The sequence below is a fragment of the Mesobacillus persicus genome (assembly GCF_900109925.1).
In the GTDB taxonomy this organism is placed as follows: domain Bacteria; phylum Bacillota; class Bacilli; order Bacillales; family Cytobacillaceae; genus Mesobacillus_B; species Mesobacillus_B persicus.
Genome location: NZ_FOBW01000002.1, coordinates 296,894 through 316,603, shown reverse-complemented (window position 1 = coordinate 316,603; position 19,710 = coordinate 296,894). Strand labels below are relative to the sequence as shown.

Annotated in this window: 17 protein-coding genes and 1 other annotated feature; of the genes, 15 read left to right on the top strand and 2 right to left on the bottom strand. The window is 41.2% G+C overall.

The window, feature by feature from the left end:
• The first annotated feature begins 56 nt into the window (after positions 1-56).
• Positions 57-1,136 (top strand): M42 family metallopeptidase, encoded by a 1,080-nt coding sequence (locus BMX30_RS04215; protein ID WP_090741498.1) that lies wholly within the window; start codon positions 57-59, stop codon positions 1,134-1,136.
• 231 nt (positions 1,137-1,367) lie between these two features.
• Here the strand turns inward: BMX30_RS04215 and sspI are convergent, their stop codons facing one another.
• The gene (gene sspI / locus BMX30_RS04210; RefSeq protein WP_090741496.1) at positions 1,368-1,577 is read right to left on the bottom strand and encodes a small acid-soluble spore protein SspI; all 210 of its coding nucleotides are present in this window, start codon (positions 1,575-1,577) and stop codon (positions 1,368-1,370) included.
• 116 nt (positions 1,578-1,693) lie between these two features.
• Here sspI and BMX30_RS04205 point away from each other — a divergent pair, with 116 nt between their 5' ends.
• The 3 genes from BMX30_RS04205 to pheT all read left to right on the top strand — a co-directional run bounded on the left by BMX30_RS04205 (position 1,694) and on the right by pheT (position 6,286).
• Positions 1,694-2,455: a TrmH family RNA methyltransferase gene (locus BMX30_RS04205; RefSeq protein ID WP_090741494.1), complete on the top strand. Its 762-nt coding sequence runs from the start codon at positions 1,694-1,696 to the stop codon at positions 2,453-2,455.
• Between the two features lie 63 nt (positions 2,456-2,518).
• Positions 2,519-2,766 (top strand) — a binding site (T-box leader).
• Positions 2,767-2,815: 49 nt separating this feature from the next.
• Positions 2,816-3,853, top strand: coding sequence for a phenylalanine--tRNA ligase subunit alpha (gene pheS, locus BMX30_RS04200; protein WP_090741492.1), 1,038 nt, complete (start codon positions 2,816-2,818; stop codon positions 3,851-3,853).
• Positions 3,854-3,871: 18 nt separating this feature from the next.
• Positions 3,872-6,286 (top strand): phenylalanine--tRNA ligase subunit beta, encoded by a 2,415-nt coding sequence (gene pheT, locus BMX30_RS04195; RefSeq protein ID WP_090741490.1) that lies wholly within the window; start codon positions 3,872-3,874, stop codon positions 6,284-6,286.
• A 477-nt stretch (positions 6,287-6,763) separates the two neighbouring features.
• On the opposite strand, the gene rnhC is transcribed toward pheT, so the two are convergent.
• The gene (gene rnhC, locus BMX30_RS04190) at positions 6,764-7,693 is read right to left on the bottom strand and encodes a ribonuclease HIII (RefSeq protein ID WP_090741489.1); all 930 of its coding nucleotides are present in this window, start codon (positions 7,691-7,693) and stop codon (positions 6,764-6,766) included.
• A gap of 153 nt (positions 7,694-7,846) precedes the next feature.
• Between rnhC and zapA the strand changes: the two genes are divergently transcribed.
• The 11 genes from zapA to trxA all read left to right on the top strand — a co-directional run bounded on the left by zapA (position 7,847) and on the right by trxA (position 19,513).
• Positions 7,847-8,107, top strand: a complete 261-nt coding sequence (gene zapA, locus BMX30_RS04185; RefSeq protein WP_090741845.1) for a cell division protein ZapA — start codon at positions 7,847-7,849, stop codon at positions 8,105-8,107.
• 7 nt (positions 8,108-8,114) lie between these two features.
• Positions 8,115-8,648 (top strand): CvpA family protein, encoded by a 534-nt coding sequence (locus BMX30_RS04180; RefSeq protein ID WP_090741488.1) that lies wholly within the window; start codon positions 8,115-8,117, stop codon positions 8,646-8,648.
• Positions 8,649-8,774: 126 nt separating this feature from the next.
• Entirely contained in the window at positions 8,775-10,496 is a 1,722-nt protein-coding gene (gene polX, locus BMX30_RS04175) for a DNA polymerase/3'-5' exonuclease PolX (protein WP_090741487.1), read from the top strand.
• A 172-nt stretch (positions 10,497-10,668) separates the two neighbouring features.
• The gene (locus tag BMX30_RS04170; RefSeq protein WP_090741485.1) at positions 10,669-13,020 is read left to right on the top strand and encodes an endonuclease MutS2; all 2,352 of its coding nucleotides are present in this window, start codon (positions 10,669-10,671) and stop codon (positions 13,018-13,020) included.
• Positions 13,021-13,035: 15 nt separating this feature from the next.
• Positions 13,036-13,440 carry a DUF350 domain-containing protein gene (locus tag BMX30_RS04165; RefSeq protein ID WP_090741483.1) on the top strand — a complete coding sequence of 135 codons (405 nt, stop codon included), beginning with the start codon at positions 13,036-13,038 and terminating at the stop codon, positions 13,438-13,440.
• Between the two features lie 343 nt (positions 13,441-13,783).
• A complete protein-coding gene (locus tag BMX30_RS04160; protein ID WP_090741481.1) occupies positions 13,784-15,484 on the top strand; it encodes an AMP-binding protein in 1,701 nt (566 codons plus the stop codon).
• A 206-nt stretch (positions 15,485-15,690) separates the two neighbouring features.
• The gene (locus BMX30_RS04155; RefSeq protein ID WP_090741479.1) at positions 15,691-16,287 is read left to right on the top strand and encodes a fatty acid metabolism transcriptional regulator FadR; all 597 of its coding nucleotides are present in this window, start codon (positions 15,691-15,693) and stop codon (positions 16,285-16,287) included.
• A 64-nt stretch (positions 16,288-16,351) separates the two neighbouring features.
• Complete coding sequence (locus BMX30_RS04150) at positions 16,352-17,122, top strand: enoyl-CoA hydratase (RefSeq protein ID WP_090741477.1); 771 nt, start codon at positions 16,352-16,354, stop codon at positions 17,120-17,122.
• A gap of 97 nt (positions 17,123-17,219) precedes the next feature.
• Positions 17,220-17,993: an electron transfer flavoprotein subunit beta/FixA family protein gene (locus BMX30_RS04145; protein ID WP_090741475.1), complete on the top strand. Its 774-nt coding sequence runs from the start codon at positions 17,220-17,222 to the stop codon at positions 17,991-17,993.
• 61 nt (positions 17,994-18,054) lie between these two features.
• On the top strand, positions 18,055-19,032 hold the full coding sequence (locus BMX30_RS04140) for an electron transfer flavoprotein subunit alpha/FixB family protein (protein WP_090741473.1): 978 nt from the start codon (positions 18,055-18,057) through the stop codon (positions 19,030-19,032).
• A 166-nt stretch (positions 19,033-19,198) separates the two neighbouring features.
• Positions 19,199-19,513, top strand: a complete 315-nt coding sequence (trxA, locus tag BMX30_RS04135) for a thioredoxin (RefSeq protein ID WP_090741472.1) — start codon at positions 19,199-19,201, stop codon at positions 19,511-19,513.
• Positions 19,514-19,710 lie beyond the last annotated feature (197 nt).

Sequence of the window (19,710 nt, the reverse complement as noted above, 5' to 3'; positions counted from 1 at the left end):
GTCTTTCTGTTTCTGTATAATAAAATCTGAAACTACATATTAAGGGAGTCGAAATAATGGCTAAATTAGATGAAACATTAACGATGCTGAAAGAGTTAACTGATGCCAGAGGTATTCCCGGCAACGAGCGCGAAGTTCGTGAGGTCATGTCTAAATACATAGCTCCATATTCCGATGAATTGACCGTTGACGGGCTGGGCAGCCTGATTGCTAAAAAGGGTCAGATTGGTCCTAAAATCATGGTAGCTGGCCATCTTGATGAAGTTGGCTTCATGATTACTCAAATTGATGATAAAGGCTTCCTCCGTTTCCAAACGGTAGGGGGATGGTGGTCTCAAGTAATGCTTGCTCAACGCGTGACCATCGTGACAAACAAAGGAGACGTAACAGGAGTGATTGGCTCGAAGCCGCCGCATATTCTTCCTCCTGAAGCTCGTAAAAAGCCAGTAGAAATTAAAGACATGTTTATTGATATCGGCGCATCTAGTCGTGAAGAAGCAGAAGAGTGGGGAGTAAAGCCTGGTGATATGGTTGTTCCTTACTTTGAATTTACTGTCATGAACAATGAAAAAATGCTTTTAGCCAAAGCATGGGATAACCGTATTGGCTGTGCCATTGCAATCGATGTGATGAAGCAGTTGAAGGATGAAAACGTTCAAAACACCGTTTATGGGGTTGGAACGATTCAAGAAGAAGTTGGTCTACGTGGTGCACGTACATCTGCACAAGCGATTCAACCAGATATCGCTTTTGGGGTTGATGTAGGTATTGCTGGCGACACACCAGGAATCTCTGAGAAAGAAGCAGCTAGTAAAATGGGAGAGGGCCCACAAATCATTCTTTATGATGCAAGCATGGTCTCCCATAAGGGCTTGCGTGATTTTGTTACAAACGTAGCAGATGAATTGAATATTCCTTATCAATTTGATGCGATTCCAGGTGGGGGAACTGATTCTGGGGCTATTCACACAACTCACAGAGGCGTTCCGTCCTTGTCCATCACCATCGCCACTCGCTACATTCACTCACATGCAGCGATGTTGCATCGTGACGACTACGAAAATGCCGTTAAATTGATTGTTGAAGTCATTAAACGACTCGATCAAGAAACTGTAGATAAAATTACATTCGGATAAGTGAGGAAGGGAGCCTTTTTGAGGGCTCCCTTTTACATATTTGGTGCCTTTTGAAGGTGAAAATCTACGGGGAGTGGATTTACTTAGCCGGTTTTGACTATTTACTAGCCGGTTTGTTGTGTTTACTTGCCAATTTGTACGATTTACTTGCCGAAAGACAAATAATGTAAAAACACCTATCAAGCATGTTTAAATAAAAAATCCTCCGGAAGCAATTCCGGAGGAAACTCATTATCCTTTCAAACCGCTTTCCAGCATTTCCAGCATTTCCTGCTGATCTTCCTGCGAAGCATTCTGCCAGATGACTTCAAATAGCACTCCAAGGCCAGGTAACATCTTTTCCTCACCATTTGAAATCGCGTCAACAATTGTATCTTTTAGTTCATCTTGTGTATTACCAGTCACATTTTGAATAATCGCATGGCGTAGATTTAAGTTCATGTATAAAAACCCCTTTCAAATCCTTAATCTAAACATAGGATGGACAAATTTGATTTTATTATGTAAAAAAATTGCGCTATAATTAAAAAATTGAATGAAGAAGAGGAGTGTCTTGGTTGAAATATATCCAATCTGCAACAAATCCTCAGGTTAAACAGTGGAAAAAACTGTTGACTAAAAAGGAACGAGATAAAACGAAGACTTTTATTATAGAGGGATTCCATCTCGTTGAAGAGGCGTTGAAAAGTAATATCGAAATTGAAACAATCATCTTGAGTGAGGGAATCGATCTTCCGCCAAGTTTAGATTATGGTGACGTTCCCGTTGTTGAAGTAAGCAAGGATATCGCTCAATCCCTAGCGGATACCGAAACAACCCAAGGTGTATTCGCTGTCTGCCACCAGCCATCAGCAATAAGTCAGGAAGGGAATACTTACTTGCTGATTGACTCAGCTCAAGACCCAGGGAATCTTGGAACGATGATCCGTACAGCAGATGCAGCAGGAATCGATGCAGTTATTGTTGGAAAAGGAAGCGTTGATATTTACAATCCCAAAGTTCTCCGTTCAGCACAAGGGAGCCATTTCCATCTTCCTGTTGTCAGCAGTGACCTTCATGAATGGATGGATAACTTATCAACACGAAGCATTCCTGTATACGGAACCGCCCTTGAAGATGCGACGGTTTATAACGAACTTACGACTACAGGCGCGCAGCAGTTTGCCCTTCTTGTTGGGAATGAAGGCAGTGGGGTGAACCCAGACTTATTGGCGAAAACCACTCAGAACCTGTACATCCCCATTCTCGGGAAAAGCGAATCATTGAATGTGGCTGTAGCGACGGGAATCCTGCTTTATTACTTAAAAACGTTAAAATAAAGTGATTTTAGTAAATGGGTTTGCCACAATGGAAAGAATATACTATAATAAACGCAAAAATGACTAAAAGCGTTGACGGAGAAGAGTAGCTGTCAGATGACCATTCAGGGAGAAAATGCCATTAGACTGAAAGCATTTTTATGGAACAGGCAAGTGAATTCACCTCCAGAGCTGGCAGCGGGACCATTCCTCATAAAGGAATGTAAAGTTGCATCGGCATAAGCCGTTATCCGAATGAAGCGAACAGACCATACATAACTGTATTGCCTGTTAAAAAGGGTGGTACCGCGAAACCAGACTTCGTCCCTTTATTGGGATGGAGTCTTTTTATTTTGCTTAAAAAATGAGGAGGATTTAAACATGCAGGAGCGTTTAAAAGAATTGCAGGCAGAAGCACTTGAAAAAGTAGCACAAGCTGCCGATTTGAAAGAACTGAACGATATTCGCGTTTCCTATCTTGGGAAAAAAGGCCCGATTACCGAAGTTTTAAAAGGAATGGGAAAGTTATCTGCTGAAGAACGACCAAAAATGGGCGCACTAGCAAACGAAGTTCGGGACTTGATCTCTGGTCAAATAGAAGCAAAGCAGAATGAGCTTGAGAAAGCAGCTGTTGAGGCAAAACTTGCTGCTGAAACCATTGATGTGACCTTACCAGGAAGACCTGTTAGAGAAGGCAATCATCATGCACTAACAAGAATTGTTGAAGAAATTGAAGATCTTTTTATCGGAATGGGCTATACGGTTGCAGAAGGTCCAGAAGTAGAGAAAGATTACTACAACTTCGAAGCGCTTAATCTTCCAAAAGGTCATCCGGCTCGTGATATGCAGGACTCGTTCTATATCACGGAAGAGATTTTGCTTCGTACTCATACTTCACCTGTACAGGCTAGAACAATGGAAGCGCGCAATGGGAAAGGGCCTGTTAAAATTATTTGCCCTGGGAAAGTGTATCGCCGCGATAATGATGATGCAACGCACTCCCATCAGTTTACACAAATTGAAGGACTCGTTGTCGATGAAAACATTCGCTTAAGTGACCTTAAAGGGACACTTGATGTGTTTGCGAAAAAAATGTTTGGAGAAGACAGAGAAATTCGCCTTCGCCCTAGCTTCTTCCCATTCACAGAGCCATCCGTTGAAATGGACATCTCTTGTAAGATGTGTGGTGGAAAAGGATGTAGTACGTGTAAAGGAACAGGTTGGATAGAGATACTTGGAGCGGGAATGGTTCATCCAAATGTACTGGAAATGGCCGGTTACGATTCAAAAAAATACACAGGATTTGCTTTCGGTATGGGACCAGAACGAATTGCGATGCTAAAATACGGCGTCGATGACATTCGCCACTTCTACACAAATGATATCCGTTTCTTAAAGCAATTCTCAGTGACTGAATAGGGATTAGGAGGAATAACAATGCTTGTTTCATATAAATGGTTACAGGATTATGTTGATTTAACAGGTGTCTCCGCAGAGGAATTAGGAGAGAGAATCACCAAGAGTGGGATTGAAGTTGAAGGCGTCGAGACGTTAAACGAAGGACTAAAGGGGATTGTCGTTGGGCATGTACTAGAATGTGAAAAGCACCCAGATGCTGAGAAATTAAACAAAACCCTTGTAGATATTGGGGCAGAAGAACCCGTTCAAATTATTTGTGGTGCACCGAATGTCGGAAAAGGACAAAAAGTAGCGGTTGCAACAGTCGGAGCTATCCTTCCTGGCAATTTTAAAATCAAAAAGGCTAAGCTTCGCGGCGAAGTATCCAACGGAATGATCTGTTCGCTGCAGGAATTAGGGATCGAAGGCAAGCTTGTTGCAAAAGAATTTGCCGAAGGGATTTTCAATTTCCCTGAAGACACCGAAGTTGGCCAAGATGCTTTAGCTTTACTTGGTAGAGATGACCAAATCCTTGAGCTAGGCTTAACACCGAACCGTGCAGACTGCTTGAGTATGTTGGGGGTTGGTTATGAGGTTGCCGCTATTCTTGGTAAGGAAGTAAAACTACCTGAGCCAAAAACGGCATCTGCATCTGAAAAAGCAACGGACTATATCAAGGTTAATGTGGAAGCGAAAGATGACAACCCTCTTTATGTTGCAAAAGTGATTAAGAACGTAAAGGTTGGACCATCACCGTTATGGATGCAAACACGCTTAATGGCAGCAGGCATTCGCCCACATAATAATGTTGTTGATATTACGAACTATATCTTACTTGAATATGGGCAGCCGCTTCATGCTTTTGACTATGACCTTCTTGGTTCAAAAGAAATTCTTGTTCGCCGTGCTAAGCAAGGGGAAAAAATTACAACTCTTGATGATGCTGAGCGCACTTTAACAGAAGACCATCTTGTGATTACAAATGGCACTGAACCAGTTGCACTGGCTGGTGTCATGGGTGGAGCCAATTCAGAGGTGAATGCTGACACAACGACGGTTCTCCTTGAATCAGCCTATTTTACTGGACCAGTCATTCGTAAAGCTTCGAAGGACCATGGCTTACGTAGTGAAGCAAGCTCTCGTTACGAAAAAGGTGTTGACCCTGCGCGCGTACGTCCTGCAGCTGAGAGAGCAGCAGAATTAATGGCTTTATATGCGGGTGGAGAGGTTCTTGATGGTTCTTCAACAGCTGATAGCTTGGAAATGGAGCCTGCGGTAGTATCCGTTACGCTAGAAAAAATTAATCGCGTCATCGGTGCTGACTTAAACATGCAAGAAGTACAGTCGATTTTTAGTCGCTTGCAGTTCGAAACAGCTGTTGATAACGACAAGATTACAGTTACTGTACCGACTCGTCGTGGAGATATTACGATTGAAGAAGATCTGATTGAAGAAGTAGCCCGTCTTTATGGTTACGATAATGTGCCAATGACCTTGCCAAAGGGAGCTTCGACTCCAGGGCATCTGACAGATTATCAACTTAAGCGCCGCCTTGTTCGTCGTTATCTTGAGGGAGCAGGCCTTTATCAGGCGATTACTTACTCTTTAACAAGCAAGGACAAAGCTACTCAATATGCATTGGAAAACCGTGATCCTGTTGAGTTAGCTATGCCAATGAGTGAAGATAGAAGTTTGCTACGCCTAAGCATTGTCCCTCAATTACTTGAAGTGTTGAAATACAATCTTGCTCGTCAAGCTGATAGCCTTGCTGTCTATGAAACGGGTGCAGTGTTCTTGAAAAATGAAGCTGCCGAGCTTCCTGAAGAGGAAGAGCATTTAGCTGCAGCCATCACAGGGCTTTGGGAAAATCATCAATGGCAAGGCGAGAAGAAGCCGGTTGATTTTTATGTGCTGAAAGGGATTTTAGAGGGCTTATTTGCAAAGCTTGGGCTCGATTCATTGTTTGCGGTTAAAGCAGCTGAGCTAGATGGTTTGCACCCTGGACGAACGGCTCATGTTTACCTTGATGGAAAGGTGATTGGCTTTATCGGCCAAGTTCACCCTACCGTACAAAAAGAGTTAGATTTAAAAGAAACTTATGTATTTGAGCTTAACTTAAAGGCAGTTTTAGAAGCGGGTACTGAACCATTACAATACACGGCAATTCCGCGATTCCCGTCCATCACAAGGGATATTGCTCTTGTTGTAGATAAAAGTAAAACAGCTGGTGAGCTACGAGGAATCATTGTAGAAGCAGGCGGTAAGCTGTTGAAAGATGTTTACGTGTTTGATTTATATGAAGGAGATCGTATGGAAGAAGGGAAGAAATCGATTGCCTTCTCACTAAAGTATTTTGATCCTGAAAGAACACTAACAGATGAAGATGTAACAAAGACTCATGATAAAGTGTTAAAAGCTGTTGAAGAACAAGCTGGAGCAGTTTTGAGGGGGTAATAGAGTAGAGGGGAACCTAGATAGTGTCGTTTTGATGCTGTCATGGGTTTCCCTCTTTTTTATTATTGTTAGGGGAATAGGTATTTCTTCAATAAGTTCCCTTCTTGTTGATGCCCTAAGTAGAATCGCCCGAGAGGAGAAATGTCACCAATAAGGTTTTTTGGTGCCTTAAGTGGGGTCGCCCAAGAGAAGAAAGGTCACCAATAGGTCTCTTGGTGCCCTAAGTGGGTCGCCCGAGAGAAGAAAGGTCACCAATAAGGTCTCTTGGTGCCCTAAGTGGGGTCGCCCGAGGGGAGAAAGGTCACCAATAAGGCCTCTTGGTGCCCTAAGTGGGGTTGCCCGAGAGGAGAAAGGTCACCAATAGTGACTCTTATGGTCACGCCAAGTAATGCTACCCGAAAGAGATGCCCGCAAAAAAGAGAAGTTAGCAGACATCATTACCCAGCGTCCGCAAACTTCCCTATCCAAAAGTATATCCTATCCTTTCTTCGCAATCTTCATCGCCTTATCCGTATTGGCAAAATGCATTTTCACAAACTCTGGTAAACACTCTGCCCCCTTACTCTTAATTAACCGGGCTGCTGCAACATCTACTTGAGCTCCTGCTCCTTTTGGTAACACAAATCCAGCTTTTCCACCTAATTTATCCATATGTTGAACGAAAGCGTAGCGAGCAATCATTGAAGCTGCTGCAACGGCTAAATGGACACTCTCCCCCTTTGTACTAAAGAAGACCTTGTCGCGTACTACCGCCCGTTGTCCTTTTAAATAATTATAATAGACTTCTTCCTTTGCAAATTGGTCAATAAGGATGGCCTCAGGCTTTTCGGGAGCGATTTTATCTAACACATGTTGAATCGCCTGGTTATGAAGCAATGCCTTTAATTTCCCTTGAGACATGCCTGAGCCCTGCATTTTATTGTATTTTGGGTTATGTAAGGTTAGTAAACTGTAGGGGACAAATTTAACTAGTTGTTTGGCGATTTCAATAATCTTATCGTCTTTCAAATTCTTCGAATCCTGAACGCCAAGCTCCTTAAGAAGCTCTAAATCCTCTTTTTTCACATAAGCGGCTACCACGGTAATCGGGCCGAAAAAATCACCAGTCCCAACCTCATCGGACCCGATAACCGACATCGAGCCAATATTTGCTGGCAAATTGGCAGGAGCACTAGCTTTCTTAACAGCTTTCCCAGTCTCAGCCGGCTGTCCCCATTTAGCCGCTTCTGTTTCTCCGTCTTTCCCTTGAAATAATACCTTTCCTGAATTATAGGCAGTAATGGAACAGGAAGGTGTTTTCGCAGCAAACACGCCACCTGGTGGAACCTTCTCACTTAAATAGCGGCGGTAATGTTCTTTCATTTTATTCATTTCACTAGAGCTAGTTTTGATAACGGTATTCCCCATTGTATGAGCACTCCTTTAGGCAAAGAATAGATTTTCCACCAATAATGAAATAATAACAAAAATCTTAACTTAAAATGACAGTTTCCGACTTTCCTGGTTATTTCCTTCGTGTTATAGTATAGATTAGGATTCTTATGAATGGAGGCGTGAATGTTGTCAGACATAAAAAAAACTCGTACAACTGTTGATATATATGGACAGCAATACACGATAGTTGGACCAGAAAGCGCTAGTCATGTAAGGCTGGTCGCCTCTTTAGTCGATGATAAAATGCGGGAAATAAGTTCGTTGAATCCTAATCTTGATACAAATAAACTAGCTGTGCTAACAGCTGTAAATGCAGTTAATGATTATCTAAAGGTGAAAGATCGCATCGAGCGACTTGAATCAGAAATTCAACGTTTAAAGGAATGAAACTATCATGCTAGATCTTTTTATTTTATTTATTTTAATTATAGGTTTTTTCGTCGGGTTAAAAAGAGGCTTTATCCTTCAAACCATTCATATGACAGGTTTTATTATTGCTTTCATCATTGCTTATATTTATTATGACCAAATCGCCCCGAAACTGACCCTATGGATTCCATACCCTACTTTTGGTGGTGGAGAACTCAAACTGTTATTTGACAGCCCAAATATTGAGGATGCCTACTACCGCGCCATTGCCTTTGTCGCGATTTTTTTTGCTGTGAGAATTTTGCTCCAGATTATCGGGTCGATGTTTGATTTTGTTGCCAATTTACCAGTTTTAAAGAGTTTAAATGTTTGGGCTGGTGGAATCCTGGGATTCGTGGAAGTATACCTTATTCTATTTATTCTATTATACATCGCCGCATTATTGCCAATTGGGGGAATTCAGTCTCTACTCGGCGATTCATTCCTAGCCAACGGGATCATCCAACACACTCCAATCTTTTCTGATCAAATAAAACAGTGGTGGTTCGATTCAATTTAACTTCTCTTATCCGGAGGAGTTTTTCTTTTGAATTGAGAAAAGAGCCTTTGAATTTCTTTTATCGGTAAATTTCTATAAAATATAAGCGGATACAACTAAAACATTAATATAGGCAGGTGCGAATCTATGTCAGCTAACAAAAAAGACGTAGTAAGACTGCTCGAAACAATTGCAGTCTATATGGAATTGAAAGGAGAAAATCCTTTCAAGGTGTCAGCTTTCAGGAAGGCCGCGGCTGCTTTGGAAATAGATGACCGAAGTTTAGCGGAAATGGGTGAGTTGACCGCCTTGTCAGGAATAGGTAAGGGTACAGCTGCCGTCATTGAGGAATACATCACGGAAGGAAGCTCTTCCGTTTTAAAAGAACTTCAGCAAGAGGTACCACAGGGTCTAGTGGCTTTGCTTCAGGTTCCTGGATTAGGAGGAAAGAAAATAGCCAAGCTTCATAAAGAACTAGCGATTGAAGACGCAGAGGGATTAAAGCAAGCCTGTCATGATGGGAAAATCCGTGAACTTGCCGGCTTTGGTAAAAAGTCAGAGGAAAAGATACTTGCTGCTCTCGAAAATGTTGGTACAAGGCCGGAGCGGCTCCCGCTAGCTTATATGCTCCCGGTTGCCGAGCAGATTGAAGCGCACCTGAAGCAGATGACAGGAATCGTAAAGTATTCTCGAGCGGGTAGCCTCAGACGGCAACGGGAAACGATAAAGGATCTTGATTTTATCATTGCGGTTTCGGATGCTGGCGCTGTGAAAAAACAGTTAGAGGCTCTTCCAAAGGTGAAAGAAATCATTGCAGCTGGAGATACAAAAGTTTCGCTAACGTTTGAACTAGACTATGATGTAAACGTAGACTTCCGACTAGTCCAACCAGAAGAGTTTACGACTGCCCTTCATCACTTTACTGGTTCAAAGGATCATAATGTCCGTATGAGACAATTGGCAAAGGAAAAGGGAGAAAAGATTAGTGAGTATGGAGTTGAGAATGTGGAAACAGGGGAAATGCTCACCTTTGACTCAGAGGAAGAGTTCTACCACCACTTTAAGCTCCCGTTCATCCCACCCGAGTTACGTGAGGATGGCAGTGAAGTTGACCATTATCAAGAGGAATTAAAGTTAATCACCCTACCTGCAATAAAAGGGGATTTGCATATGCACTCCGCTTGGAGCGATGGTGCTCATTCCATCGAGGAAATGGCCGAAGCTTGTCGAGCACGTGGATATCGATATATGGCGATGACAGATCACTCTCAGTACTTAAGGGTCGCAAACGGACTAAATCCAGAAAGAATTCGTAAACAAATAGACGAAGTACGAAAATTAAATGCTAAATACGATGATTTTACCATCTTGACCGGGATAGAAATGGACATCCTACCAGATGCTAGCTTAGATTTTGACGATGAGCTTTTAGCTGAATTAGATATAGTCATTGCTTCAATTCATTCATCTTTCTCACAACCTAGAGAAAAAATTATGGAACGGTTGAAAAATGCATTAACAAATGCTCATGTGGATATCATTGCCCATCCAACGGGAAGATTGATTGGAAGACGAGAAGGCTATGATGTAGATATCGACATGCTCATTCAGTTAGCAAAAGAAACTAACACAGCACTGGAATTGAATGCAAATCCACATCGTCTGGATCTTGCCTCTGAGTATCTACGCAAAGCGCAAGAAGTGGGTGTGAAAATCGTTATAAATACAGACGCCCATAAAATGGAAACGCTTGAACATATGGAAATAGGGGTCTCGGCAGCAAGAAAAGGGTGGATTAAGGAAAGTTCCGTTTTAAATGCAATGGACATCAATGAATTACTCGATTTTCTTCATCACCGGAACGATTAAGGCCAAGCCCTTTCGTTAAGATTGTTGATAATAACCAAAAGCCGATTTTAACGCAGAGAAAGCTATTTAGCGCGGTTAAACTAGTTGGCAAGCTCTTTTCTCATAAAACTAAAAGCAAGTTTCGAAAGCAACAAAGTTTGAGAAAAGAGCCTTTTTAAAGGAGGCTATACCATTGCAGCAAAGAGTGTTGAAAACTCTTGAATTTGATAAAATTAGAGACCAGTTGCTCGACCATGTCTCGTCTTCATTAGGGAAAGAAAAAGCCAGAAACCTGTTCCCCTCAACTGACTTTGAGGAAGTCTTAAGGCTACAGGAAGAAACAGATGAAGCGGCAAAAGTGCTACGCTTGAAAGGGAATGTCCCGCTTGGGGGGATTTACGATATCCGTCCACATGTTAAGCGAGCTGTGATTGGCGGTATGTTGAGTCCTCAAGAGCTAATTCAAACGGCTAATACCGTTCATGCGAGCAGACAGATGAAGCGATTTATCACCGATATGGCAGAAGAAACGGAACTGCCAATATTGTCTGGTTTTGCGGAAGAAATCGTTGTTTTAGCTGAGTTAGAAGAAGGAATAAAGCATGCAATTGATGAAGGAGGCGAGGTACTTGATAGTGCGAGCGACACACTTCGAACACTACGGAATCAACTACGTTCTCGAGAAGCGCGAGTAAGAGAGCGCCTTGAAAGCATGATTCGTTCTTCAAATGCCCAGAAGATGCTATCTGATGCCATTATTACGATTCGGAATGACCGTTTCGTTATTCCAGTTAAACAAGAGTACCGCGGCCATTACGGCGGGATTATTCATGACCAAAGCTCGTCGGGGCAGACGTTATTTATTGAACCGCAAACCGTCGTACAACTGAATAATGAACTTCAAGAAATCCGTATTAAAGAACAGCAGGAAATTGAACGAATTTTACTTGAGCTTTCACTTATTGTTGGCGAGAATTCAGAAGATCTACTAACCATCGTGGGCATCCTCGCTGATCTTGATTTTATGTTTGCTAAGGCTCGTTATGCCCATAAAATAAAAGCTTCAAAACCTAGCGTGAACAACAATGGGATTGTAAAACTGTCCCAGGCACGTCATCCACTAATTGCAAAAGAGGAAGTCGTACCAAATACGATTACGCTTGGAGAAGATTACACAACAATTGTGATAACCGGTCCGAATACAGGTGGGAAGACGGTTACACTTAAAACACTGGGGTTGTGTACGCTTATGGCCCAATCTGGCCTGCAAATTCCAGCGCTGGATGGTTCAGAAATAGCGGTATTTGATGCAGTATATGCCGATATCGGAGATGAACAATCCATTGAGCAAAGCTTAAGTACTTTTTCATCACATATGGTGAATATTGTTGATATTCTTAAACGAGTAGATTTTAATAGCTTAGTTTTATTTGATGAGTTGGGAGCAGGCACGGATCCTCAGGAGGGAGCAGCCCTTGCGATTTCGATTCTTGATGAGGTATATAAGCGTGGAGCAAGAGTAATAGCAACCACTCATTATCCAGAATTAAAAGCATACGGCTACAACCGAGAAGGAGTCGTTAATGCGAGCGTTGAGTTCGATGTAGAGTCACTTAGCCCTACCTATAAATTATTAATTGGGGTGCCAGGACGAAGCAACGCCTTTGAAATCTCAAAACGCTTAGGGCTAAGCGATAGTGTAATTGACACTGCCAAAGGATATATTAGTGCGGATAGTAATCAAGTAGAGACGATGATTGCATCACTTGAAACAAGTAAGCGAATTGCTGAACGAGAAGCTGAGGAAGCGAATGAACTTTTAAAAGCGGCTGATAAACTGCATAAGGATCTGCAAAAGCAGATGGTTGCTTACTATGATCGAAAAGATGAATTAGTGGAAAAGGCAAAAGAAAAAGCGGCTGAAATCGTTGAGAAAGCCCGATCAGAAGCTGAAGAGGTTATTAGCGATTTAAGAAAGTTGAGACTTGAAAAGAGTGCGGAAGTCAAGGAACATGAGCTGATTGATGCCAGAAAGCGTCTCTCAGAAGCAGCTCCGGAAAGAACTGTCAAAAAAGCAACTAAGGCGAAAGCGCCTAAGCATGACTTCCAGCCAGGTGATGAAGTGAAGGTAACCACCTTTGGTCAAAAAGGTCATTTAATTAGACAGGCTTCGGATCAAGAATGGGAAGTACAAATTGGTATTTTGAAAATGAAAGTAAAAGAAAGCGACATGGAATACATCGAAACTCCAAAACAAAAAGAAGTTCGACAGGTGGCAATGGTTAAAGGTAGAGATACCCAAGTTGGCCTTGAACTCGATTTGCGTGGAGAGCGTTATGAAGCGGCCTTGATGAGAGTAGAGAAGTATATTGACGATGCCTTGCTTGCTGGTTATCCAAGGGTTTCTATCATCCATGGTAAAGGTACTGGAGCATTGATGCGTGGCGTTCAAGAGTATTTGAAAAATCATCGCTCAGTGAAGAAAAGCCGCTTTGGTGAAGCAGGTGAAGGTGGTACAGGAGTAACCATCGTCGAATTTAAATGATAGGCGGGGAGTTCAATGGATCAATTTTGGGAAAATGATTTTGTGGTTACGGCAGGCTATTATAGTGTCGTCATTCTTTGTACCATTGTCTTTCTAGCGTTATTTGAACTTGTGACAAGATATCGTAACTGGGAAGAAATCAAAAAAGGGAATTTATCAGTGGCAATGGCAACAGGTGGGAAAATCTTTGGAGTAGCAAACATCTTTCGCCACTCCATTGCCCAGCATGATTCCCTGTTAAATATGATTAGTTGGGGAGTGTTTGGCTTTATCCTGCTAATCATTGGCTATTTCATCTTTGAATTTATGACTCCCAAGTTTAATATAGATAAAGAAATTCGAGAAGATAATCGAGCAGTTGGGCTCATCTCACTGATTATTTCGGTTGGATTAAGTTATGTCATTGGAGCAGGTATTTAATTAAGGAGAGAATATTTTGGAGAGATTGGCAAAAGTTTTAATGGTGTTATCAGGAGTATTTATTCTAGTGGGTATCATTTATTTACTTTTTTTCGTTTAAATTCTAGACAACTATTTTAATATTAGCTCTGTAAAGAACGTTTTTGATTTTCCTTTACGTTGAATGGTACGTAAATCAACATGTTTGTTTAACAAAACAAGGCCGCCTAATGGGTTGGCCTTGTTTTTTATTTAAGATATAATCGGAAAATTCATTATTTTCAATTGTAGGACATGATACCTATATATTATAATAAAAAAAGAAATATGTTAATATTCTAAAAGTTTAAAAAGGGGGATTGTCATGTTAGAGAGGCCTTGGTTAGATCAGTATCCAGCAGAAATACCAAAGACACTTGAGATTGAAGAAATACCGGTACAAGAATATTTGAAGAGGACAGCAGAGGAGTTTCCCGAAAAAGTAGCTATTCATTTTATGGGAAAAGAAATGAACTACCGTCATTTGTATGAATCTTCTATCAAATTTGCTGCTTATTTACAGTCAATTGGGATAGTAAAGGGAGATCGCGTTGCAATTATGCTCCCCAATATGCCGTCTGCAGTGATCGGGTATTTTGGTGTGTTAATGGCTGGAGGAGTTGTGGTTCAGACGAATCCACTTTATACAGAGCGAGAGCTAGAACATCAAATGAAAGACTCCGGGGCCAAGGCCATTCTTGCATTAGATATTTTGTACCCACGAGTTTCTAAAGTTAAATCCAAAACGAATTTAGAGCATATTATTGTAACCGCTATCAAAGACTTCCTTCCGTTTCCCAAAAATTTACTTTATCCTTTTATACAAAAGAAACAGACTGGAATCGTTGTTACTGTCAAACCTGATGCTAGCAATCATTTACTTCCAGAAATTTTAAAGCAACCACAGAAAAAATTAGTGGAATACGAATACGATTTTAATGAAGACCTCGCTTTGCTCCAATATACCGGAGGTACGACTGGACTTCCAAAAGGGGTTATGATTACTCATCGAAACCTTGTATCAAATGCGACCATGTGTGTAGCCTGGCTTTATAAATCAAAACCAGGGCAAGAAGTGGTACTAGGAGTACTTCCGTTTTTCCATGTATACGGAATGACAACGGTAATGATTCTATCTGTTCTGCAGGCCCAGAAGATGGTGCTCATTCCAAAATTTGATGTTGATACAATTTTAAAGACGATTGATAAACAGCGCCCAACACTTTTTCCAGGTGCACCGACAATGTATATTGGAATACTAAATCATCCTGATTTAGGAAAGTACGATCTTTCATCGATAGAGGCTTGTATAAGCGGTTCGGCACCACTTCCTGTCGAGGTCCAACAAAAGTTTGAAAAAGTGACTGGTGGAAAGCTTGTTGAGGGATTTGGGTTAACAGAAGCTTCTCCTGTTACACATTCTAATTTCCTATGGGATAAACAAAGTGTCTCTGGAAGTATCGGTGTTCCTTATCCTGAAACAGACGCAGCCATCCTATCTTTAGAAAATAGTGAGCCATTGCCAGCAGGGGAAATTGGAGAACTAGCGGTTATTGGACCTCAGATAATGAAGGGGTATTGGAATCGACCAGAAGAAACAGAGCAAGTGCTTCGGGATGGATGGTTGTTGACTGGCGATATCGGATATATGGATGAAAAAGGATACTTTTATATAGTCGATCGGAAAAAGGATATGATTATCGCAGGTGGCTTTAATATTTATCCACGTGAAGTGGAAGAGGTATTATATGAGCACCCGGCAATACTAGAAGCTGCTGTGGCCGGGATTCCTGATCCTTACAGGGGAGAAACTGTAAAAGCGTATATTGTTGTTAAGGAAGGGTCTAATGTAACTGAAGCTGAGTTGAACGAATTTTGCCGTAAACATCTTGCTGCTTACAAAGTTCCACGGTATTATGACTTCAGGGAAGAACTACCAAAAACAGCGGTAGGAAAAATATTAAGAAGATCTTTAGTGGATGAAGAAAAGGCGAAATTGAATAATGATGAAGAGAAACATGCCTAATAGAAAAGCCATTTAAGGCTTTTCGAATTAAAAACTTGGATAAGCCTAGCGAAAGTCAGATTATTATCTTGACAGAATGAATTGTTGATAATATTATAAAAATATGAATGATGATTCATTCATTTATTGTCTAAAACTAAAACATTCAGCGGACCAAATAATATCCGCCTGAAATTAAGTTTTCCTGGTAGGAGAGGGGTGAGAATATGAAAAAGAACAAGCCTAAATATCGACAAATTATTGATGCGGCTGTGATTGTTATAGCTGAAAATGGCTATCATCAAGCACAGGTTTCAAAAATTGCAAAGCAGGCTGGTGTGGCTGATGGAACCATATATCTTTATTTTAGGAATAAAGAAGATATCTTAATCTCTCTCTTCCAGGAAAAAATGGGGAACTTTATTGAAATTATTGAAGGTAAGATAGCAGGAAAATCAACTGCGGTAGAGAAGTTATTAATGTTGGTAGAAGCACATTTAGAATGGGTCGCCGAGGATAGTCATCTTGCAATCGTAACTCAGCTTGAGTTAAGACAGTCAAATAAAGAACTTAGACTTAAGATCAATGAAGTTCTCAAAGGATATCTGAAATTAATCGATAAGATTGTTATAGAAGGTATTGAGAGAAACGAGTTCCGAAGTAATCTTGACGTGCGCCTTGCAAGGCAAATGATTTTCGGTACCATTGATGAAACGGTAACGACATGGGTCATGAGTGACGCAAAGTACAATCTCCTCGCTCTATCAGAACCGTTGCATCAAATGTTGGTAAATGGATGCGGCTATCGAACGTCAGTTGAGTAACACCGTTTCTTCTGTTTTTATGTTATAGTAAGCAGGGAAGCGACTTGCGAAAAGGAGGGGAAATATGGAGAATCTCAAATGGTCTACTGAAGGAAGGGTAGCGACAGTCACGATTACCCGTCCTCCTGCAAATGCTCTTTCATCAGGTTTGATTTCGGAACTTGCATCTGTGTTAGATCAAGTTGAAACAAATGATGAAGTGAGAGTAATCTTGATTCATGGCGAAGGTAAGTTCTTCTCAGCGGGAGCTGATATTAAAGAATTTACGACGATTAAAGGAGAAGGTTTTACAAACCTATCCGAAAATGGTCAAAATGTCTTTGAGCGCATGGAATCATTTCCTAAGCCAATTATTGCAGCCATTCATGGTGCAGCGTTGGGTGGAGGACTTGAACTTGCGATGGCTTGCCACATCCGTCTAGTTACTGAAAACGCAAAGCTTGGTTTACCAGAACTTCAATTAGGGTTGATTCCCGGCTTCGCTGGAACTCAAAGGTTGCCACGATATGTGGGCACGGCAAGAGCTGCTGAGATGATGATTACAAGTGAACCGATTACAGGTCTTGAAGCTGTACAGTGTGGTCTCGCAAATCACGCTTACCCTGAAGAACAGCTTCTTGAAAACGCCTACATACTGGCGAAGAAAATGGCCAATAAAAGCCCTGTTTCTGTAAAAGCGACACTGAATCTATTAAACTATGCGAAAACTGGGCAATTTTACGAGGGTGTAAAAAAAGAAGCTCAGCTATTTGGAGAAGTATTTGTCTCTGAAGACGCTAAGGAAGGGATTACCGCTTTCCTAGAAAAGCGCAAACCGGACTTTAAGGGGAAGTAAAGTTGAGTTGATTTTTTTAGATAATATAAAAAATTTACCTTGATTTTTTTCAATCTTTAGAACTAAACGAATGTTAGAATTCTTAGGAGGGGAAATAATGAACATCTACGTTTTAATGAAAAGAACATTTGACACTGAGGAAAAAATTGCTATTTCCGGTGGAAAGATCAATGAAGAGGGTGCTGAGTTTATCATCAACCCTTATGATGAATATGCGATTGAAGAAGCAATCCAAGTCCGTGATGCAAATGGCGGCGAAGTGACAGTTATATCTGTTGGAAACGAAGAAGGCGAAAAGCAACTTCGTACTGCACTTGCTATGGGTGCTGATAAAGCGGTCCTAATCAATATTGAAGACGACGTTGAAGATGGCGATCAATATACAACAGCAAAAATTCTTGCTGAATACTTAAAAGACAAGGAAGCTGATTTAATCCTTGCTGGTAACGTTGCAATTGACGGTGGTTCTGGACAGGTTGGTCCACGTGTTGCTGATGCTCTTGACATGGCGTATGTAACAACGATTACGAACCTTGAAATCAATGGTAGCACGGCTACTGTTACACGTGATGTAGAAGGAGATTCTGAAGTTATTGAAACAAGCCTTCCACTTCTAGTAACAGCTCAGCAAGGTTTAAACGAACCACGCTATCCTTCTCTTCCAGGAATCATGAAGGCGAAGAAAAAGCCCCTTGAGGAGCTTGAGCTTGATGATTTAGATCTTGAGGAAGATGATGTTGAAGCAAAAACAAAAACAATTGAAATTTACCTTCCGCCTCAGAAGGAAGCTGGAAGAGTACTTGAAGGCGAACTAGCTGATCAAGTAAAAGAACTAGTAAATCTGCTTCATTCTGAAGCCAAAGTTGTCTAATTTCGGCTAAACGACAGGATAAACGATGGATTAACGAGAATATACGCAGGAGGTAAATCAAATGGGTAGAAAAGTATTAGTATTAGGCGAAGTCCGTGATGGTTCACTTAGAAATGTATCTTTCGAAGCAGTAGCTGCAGCTAAAACGGTAGCAGAAGGCGGAGAAGTAGTAGGAGTATTACTTGGCGAGAACGTTAGTTCACTTGGATCTGAACTTGTTGCCTATGGTGCAGACAGAGTGGTTGCTGTTGATAGCGATAAACTTGCACAATATACAACAGATGGATATTCTCAAGCGTTAATGGCTGTAATTGGCCAGGAAAATCCTGAAGGACTTATTTTGGGACATACAGCACTTGGTAAGGATCTGGCTCCTAAAATTGCAAGTAAACTAGGTTCAGGATTAATTTCTGATGCAACTTCAGTTGAAGAAGCAGGCGGGAACCTTGTGTTCACACGCCCAATCTACTCCGGTAAAGCATTCGAAAAGAAAGTTGTTACAGACGGAATCGTTTTTGCAACAGTCCGTCCAAATAATATTGCTCCACTTGAAAAAGATGGAAGCCGTTCAGGAGATGTCTCTACACTAGCTGTCGATGTGAAAGACCTTCGTACAGTTATTAAAGAGGTTGTTCGTAAGGCAACTGAAGGTGTGGATCTTTCTGAAGCCAAAGTCGTCATCGCTGGTGGACGTGGTGTTAAGAGTGAAGAAGGTTTCGAGCCATTAAAAGAACTAGCGGACGTACTTGGTGGGGCAGTCGGTGCATCACGTGGTGCGTGTGACGCTGAGTATTGTGACTATTCCTTACAGATTGGTCAAACAGGAAAAGTTGTTACTCCTGACCTTTATATCGCATGCGGAATTTCTGGGGCTATCCAGCACCTTGCTGGGATGTCTAACTCCAAAATTATCGTAGCAATCAACAAAGATCCAGAGGCAAATATTTTCAAAGTAGCCGATTACGGAATCGTTGGAGACTTATTTGAAGTTGTTCCAATGCTTACTGAAGAGTTCAAGAAATTAAAAGTAAATGCTTAATAGTTAAGCACATAAAGAGTGGGTCATTTATTTGGCCCGCTCTTTCCTTTGTTTAAACGGTTATATTCTTTGAGAAAAGGGTAAAATACGCAAGGAAACAAAAAAATAGCATCACTTTGGAAACGGTGATATACTGACGTTAGTATCGTATTAGGAGGAATTTAATATGGCAATTACACATGCTACAGACCAAAATTTCACTTCCGAGACAGAAGCGGGCACAGTTTTAGTTGACTTTTGGGCGACTTGGTGTGGACCTTGCAAAATGATTGCACCTGTTCTTGAAGAGCTAGATTCAGATATGGGCGATAAAGTTAAGATTGTTAAGGTTGACGTTGATGAAAACCAAGAAACAGCTGCTAAATTTGGAATCATGAGCATTCCAACCCTTCTTGTTTTAAAAGAAGGAGAAGTAGTCGACAAAGTGGTTGGTTACCAGCCTAAAGAAGCACTAGAAGAACTTCTAACTAAGCATGTCTAAGAAGTCTAGTTATAAAGAGTAACACACAGGCCGGTGGGAGGAATCCCGCCGGTTTTTAAATATAGGTTTGTGATTTGGAGGGATAATCAAGTGTACTTCCAATCAAAGCTAACTCATAAAACGATTATAAAAATGGATGTTTCTAAGAGATTTCTGTTTACTATTGTCTATTTGAAAGAAAACTGTGTGCGAAACCG

Excerpts from the sequence above, each read along its gene's own strand:
- pheS (WP_090741492.1), top strand. The coding sequence starts at position 2,816 with ATGCAGGAGCGTTTAAAAGAATTGCAGGCAGAAGCACTTGAAAAAGTA.
- BMX30_RS04160 (WP_090741481.1), top strand. The coding sequence starts at position 13,784 with ATGTTAGAGAGGCCTTGGTTAGATCAGTATCCAGCAGAAATACCAAAG.
- BMX30_RS04180 (WP_090741488.1), top strand. The coding sequence starts at position 8,115 with ATGCTAGATCTTTTTATTTTATTTATTTTAATTATAGGTTTTTTCGTC.
- pheT (WP_090741490.1), top strand. The coding sequence starts at position 3,872 with ATGCTTGTTTCATATAAATGGTTACAGGATTATGTTGATTTAACAGGT.
- BMX30_RS04145 (WP_090741475.1), top strand. The coding sequence starts at position 17,220 with ATGAACATCTACGTTTTAATGAAAAGAACATTTGACACTGAGGAAAAA.
- BMX30_RS04165 (WP_090741483.1), top strand. The coding sequence starts at position 13,036 with ATGGATCAATTTTGGGAAAATGATTTTGTGGTTACGGCAGGCTATTAT.
- BMX30_RS04150 (WP_090741477.1), top strand. The coding sequence starts at position 16,352 with ATGGAGAATCTCAAATGGTCTACTGAAGGAAGGGTAGCGACAGTCACG.
- BMX30_RS04155 (WP_090741479.1), top strand. The coding sequence starts at position 15,691 with ATGAAAAAGAACAAGCCTAAATATCGACAAATTATTGATGCGGCTGTG.
- BMX30_RS04215 (WP_090741498.1), top strand. The coding sequence starts at position 57 with ATGGCTAAATTAGATGAAACATTAACGATGCTGAAAGAGTTAACTGAT.
- BMX30_RS04140 (WP_090741473.1), top strand. The coding sequence starts at position 18,055 with ATGGGTAGAAAAGTATTAGTATTAGGCGAAGTCCGTGATGGTTCACTT.
- sspI (WP_090741496.1), bottom strand. The coding sequence starts at position 1,577 with ATGAACTTAAATCTACGCCATGCGATTATTCAAAATGTGACTGGTAAT.
- polX (WP_090741487.1), top strand. The coding sequence starts at position 8,775 with ATGTCAGCTAACAAAAAAGACGTAGTAAGACTGCTCGAAACAATTGCA.
- trxA (WP_090741472.1), top strand. The coding sequence starts at position 19,199 with ATGGCAATTACACATGCTACAGACCAAAATTTCACTTCCGAGACAGAA.
- rnhC (WP_090741489.1), bottom strand. The coding sequence starts at position 7,693 with ATGGGGAATACCGTTATCAAAACTAGCTCTAGTGAAATGAATAAAATG.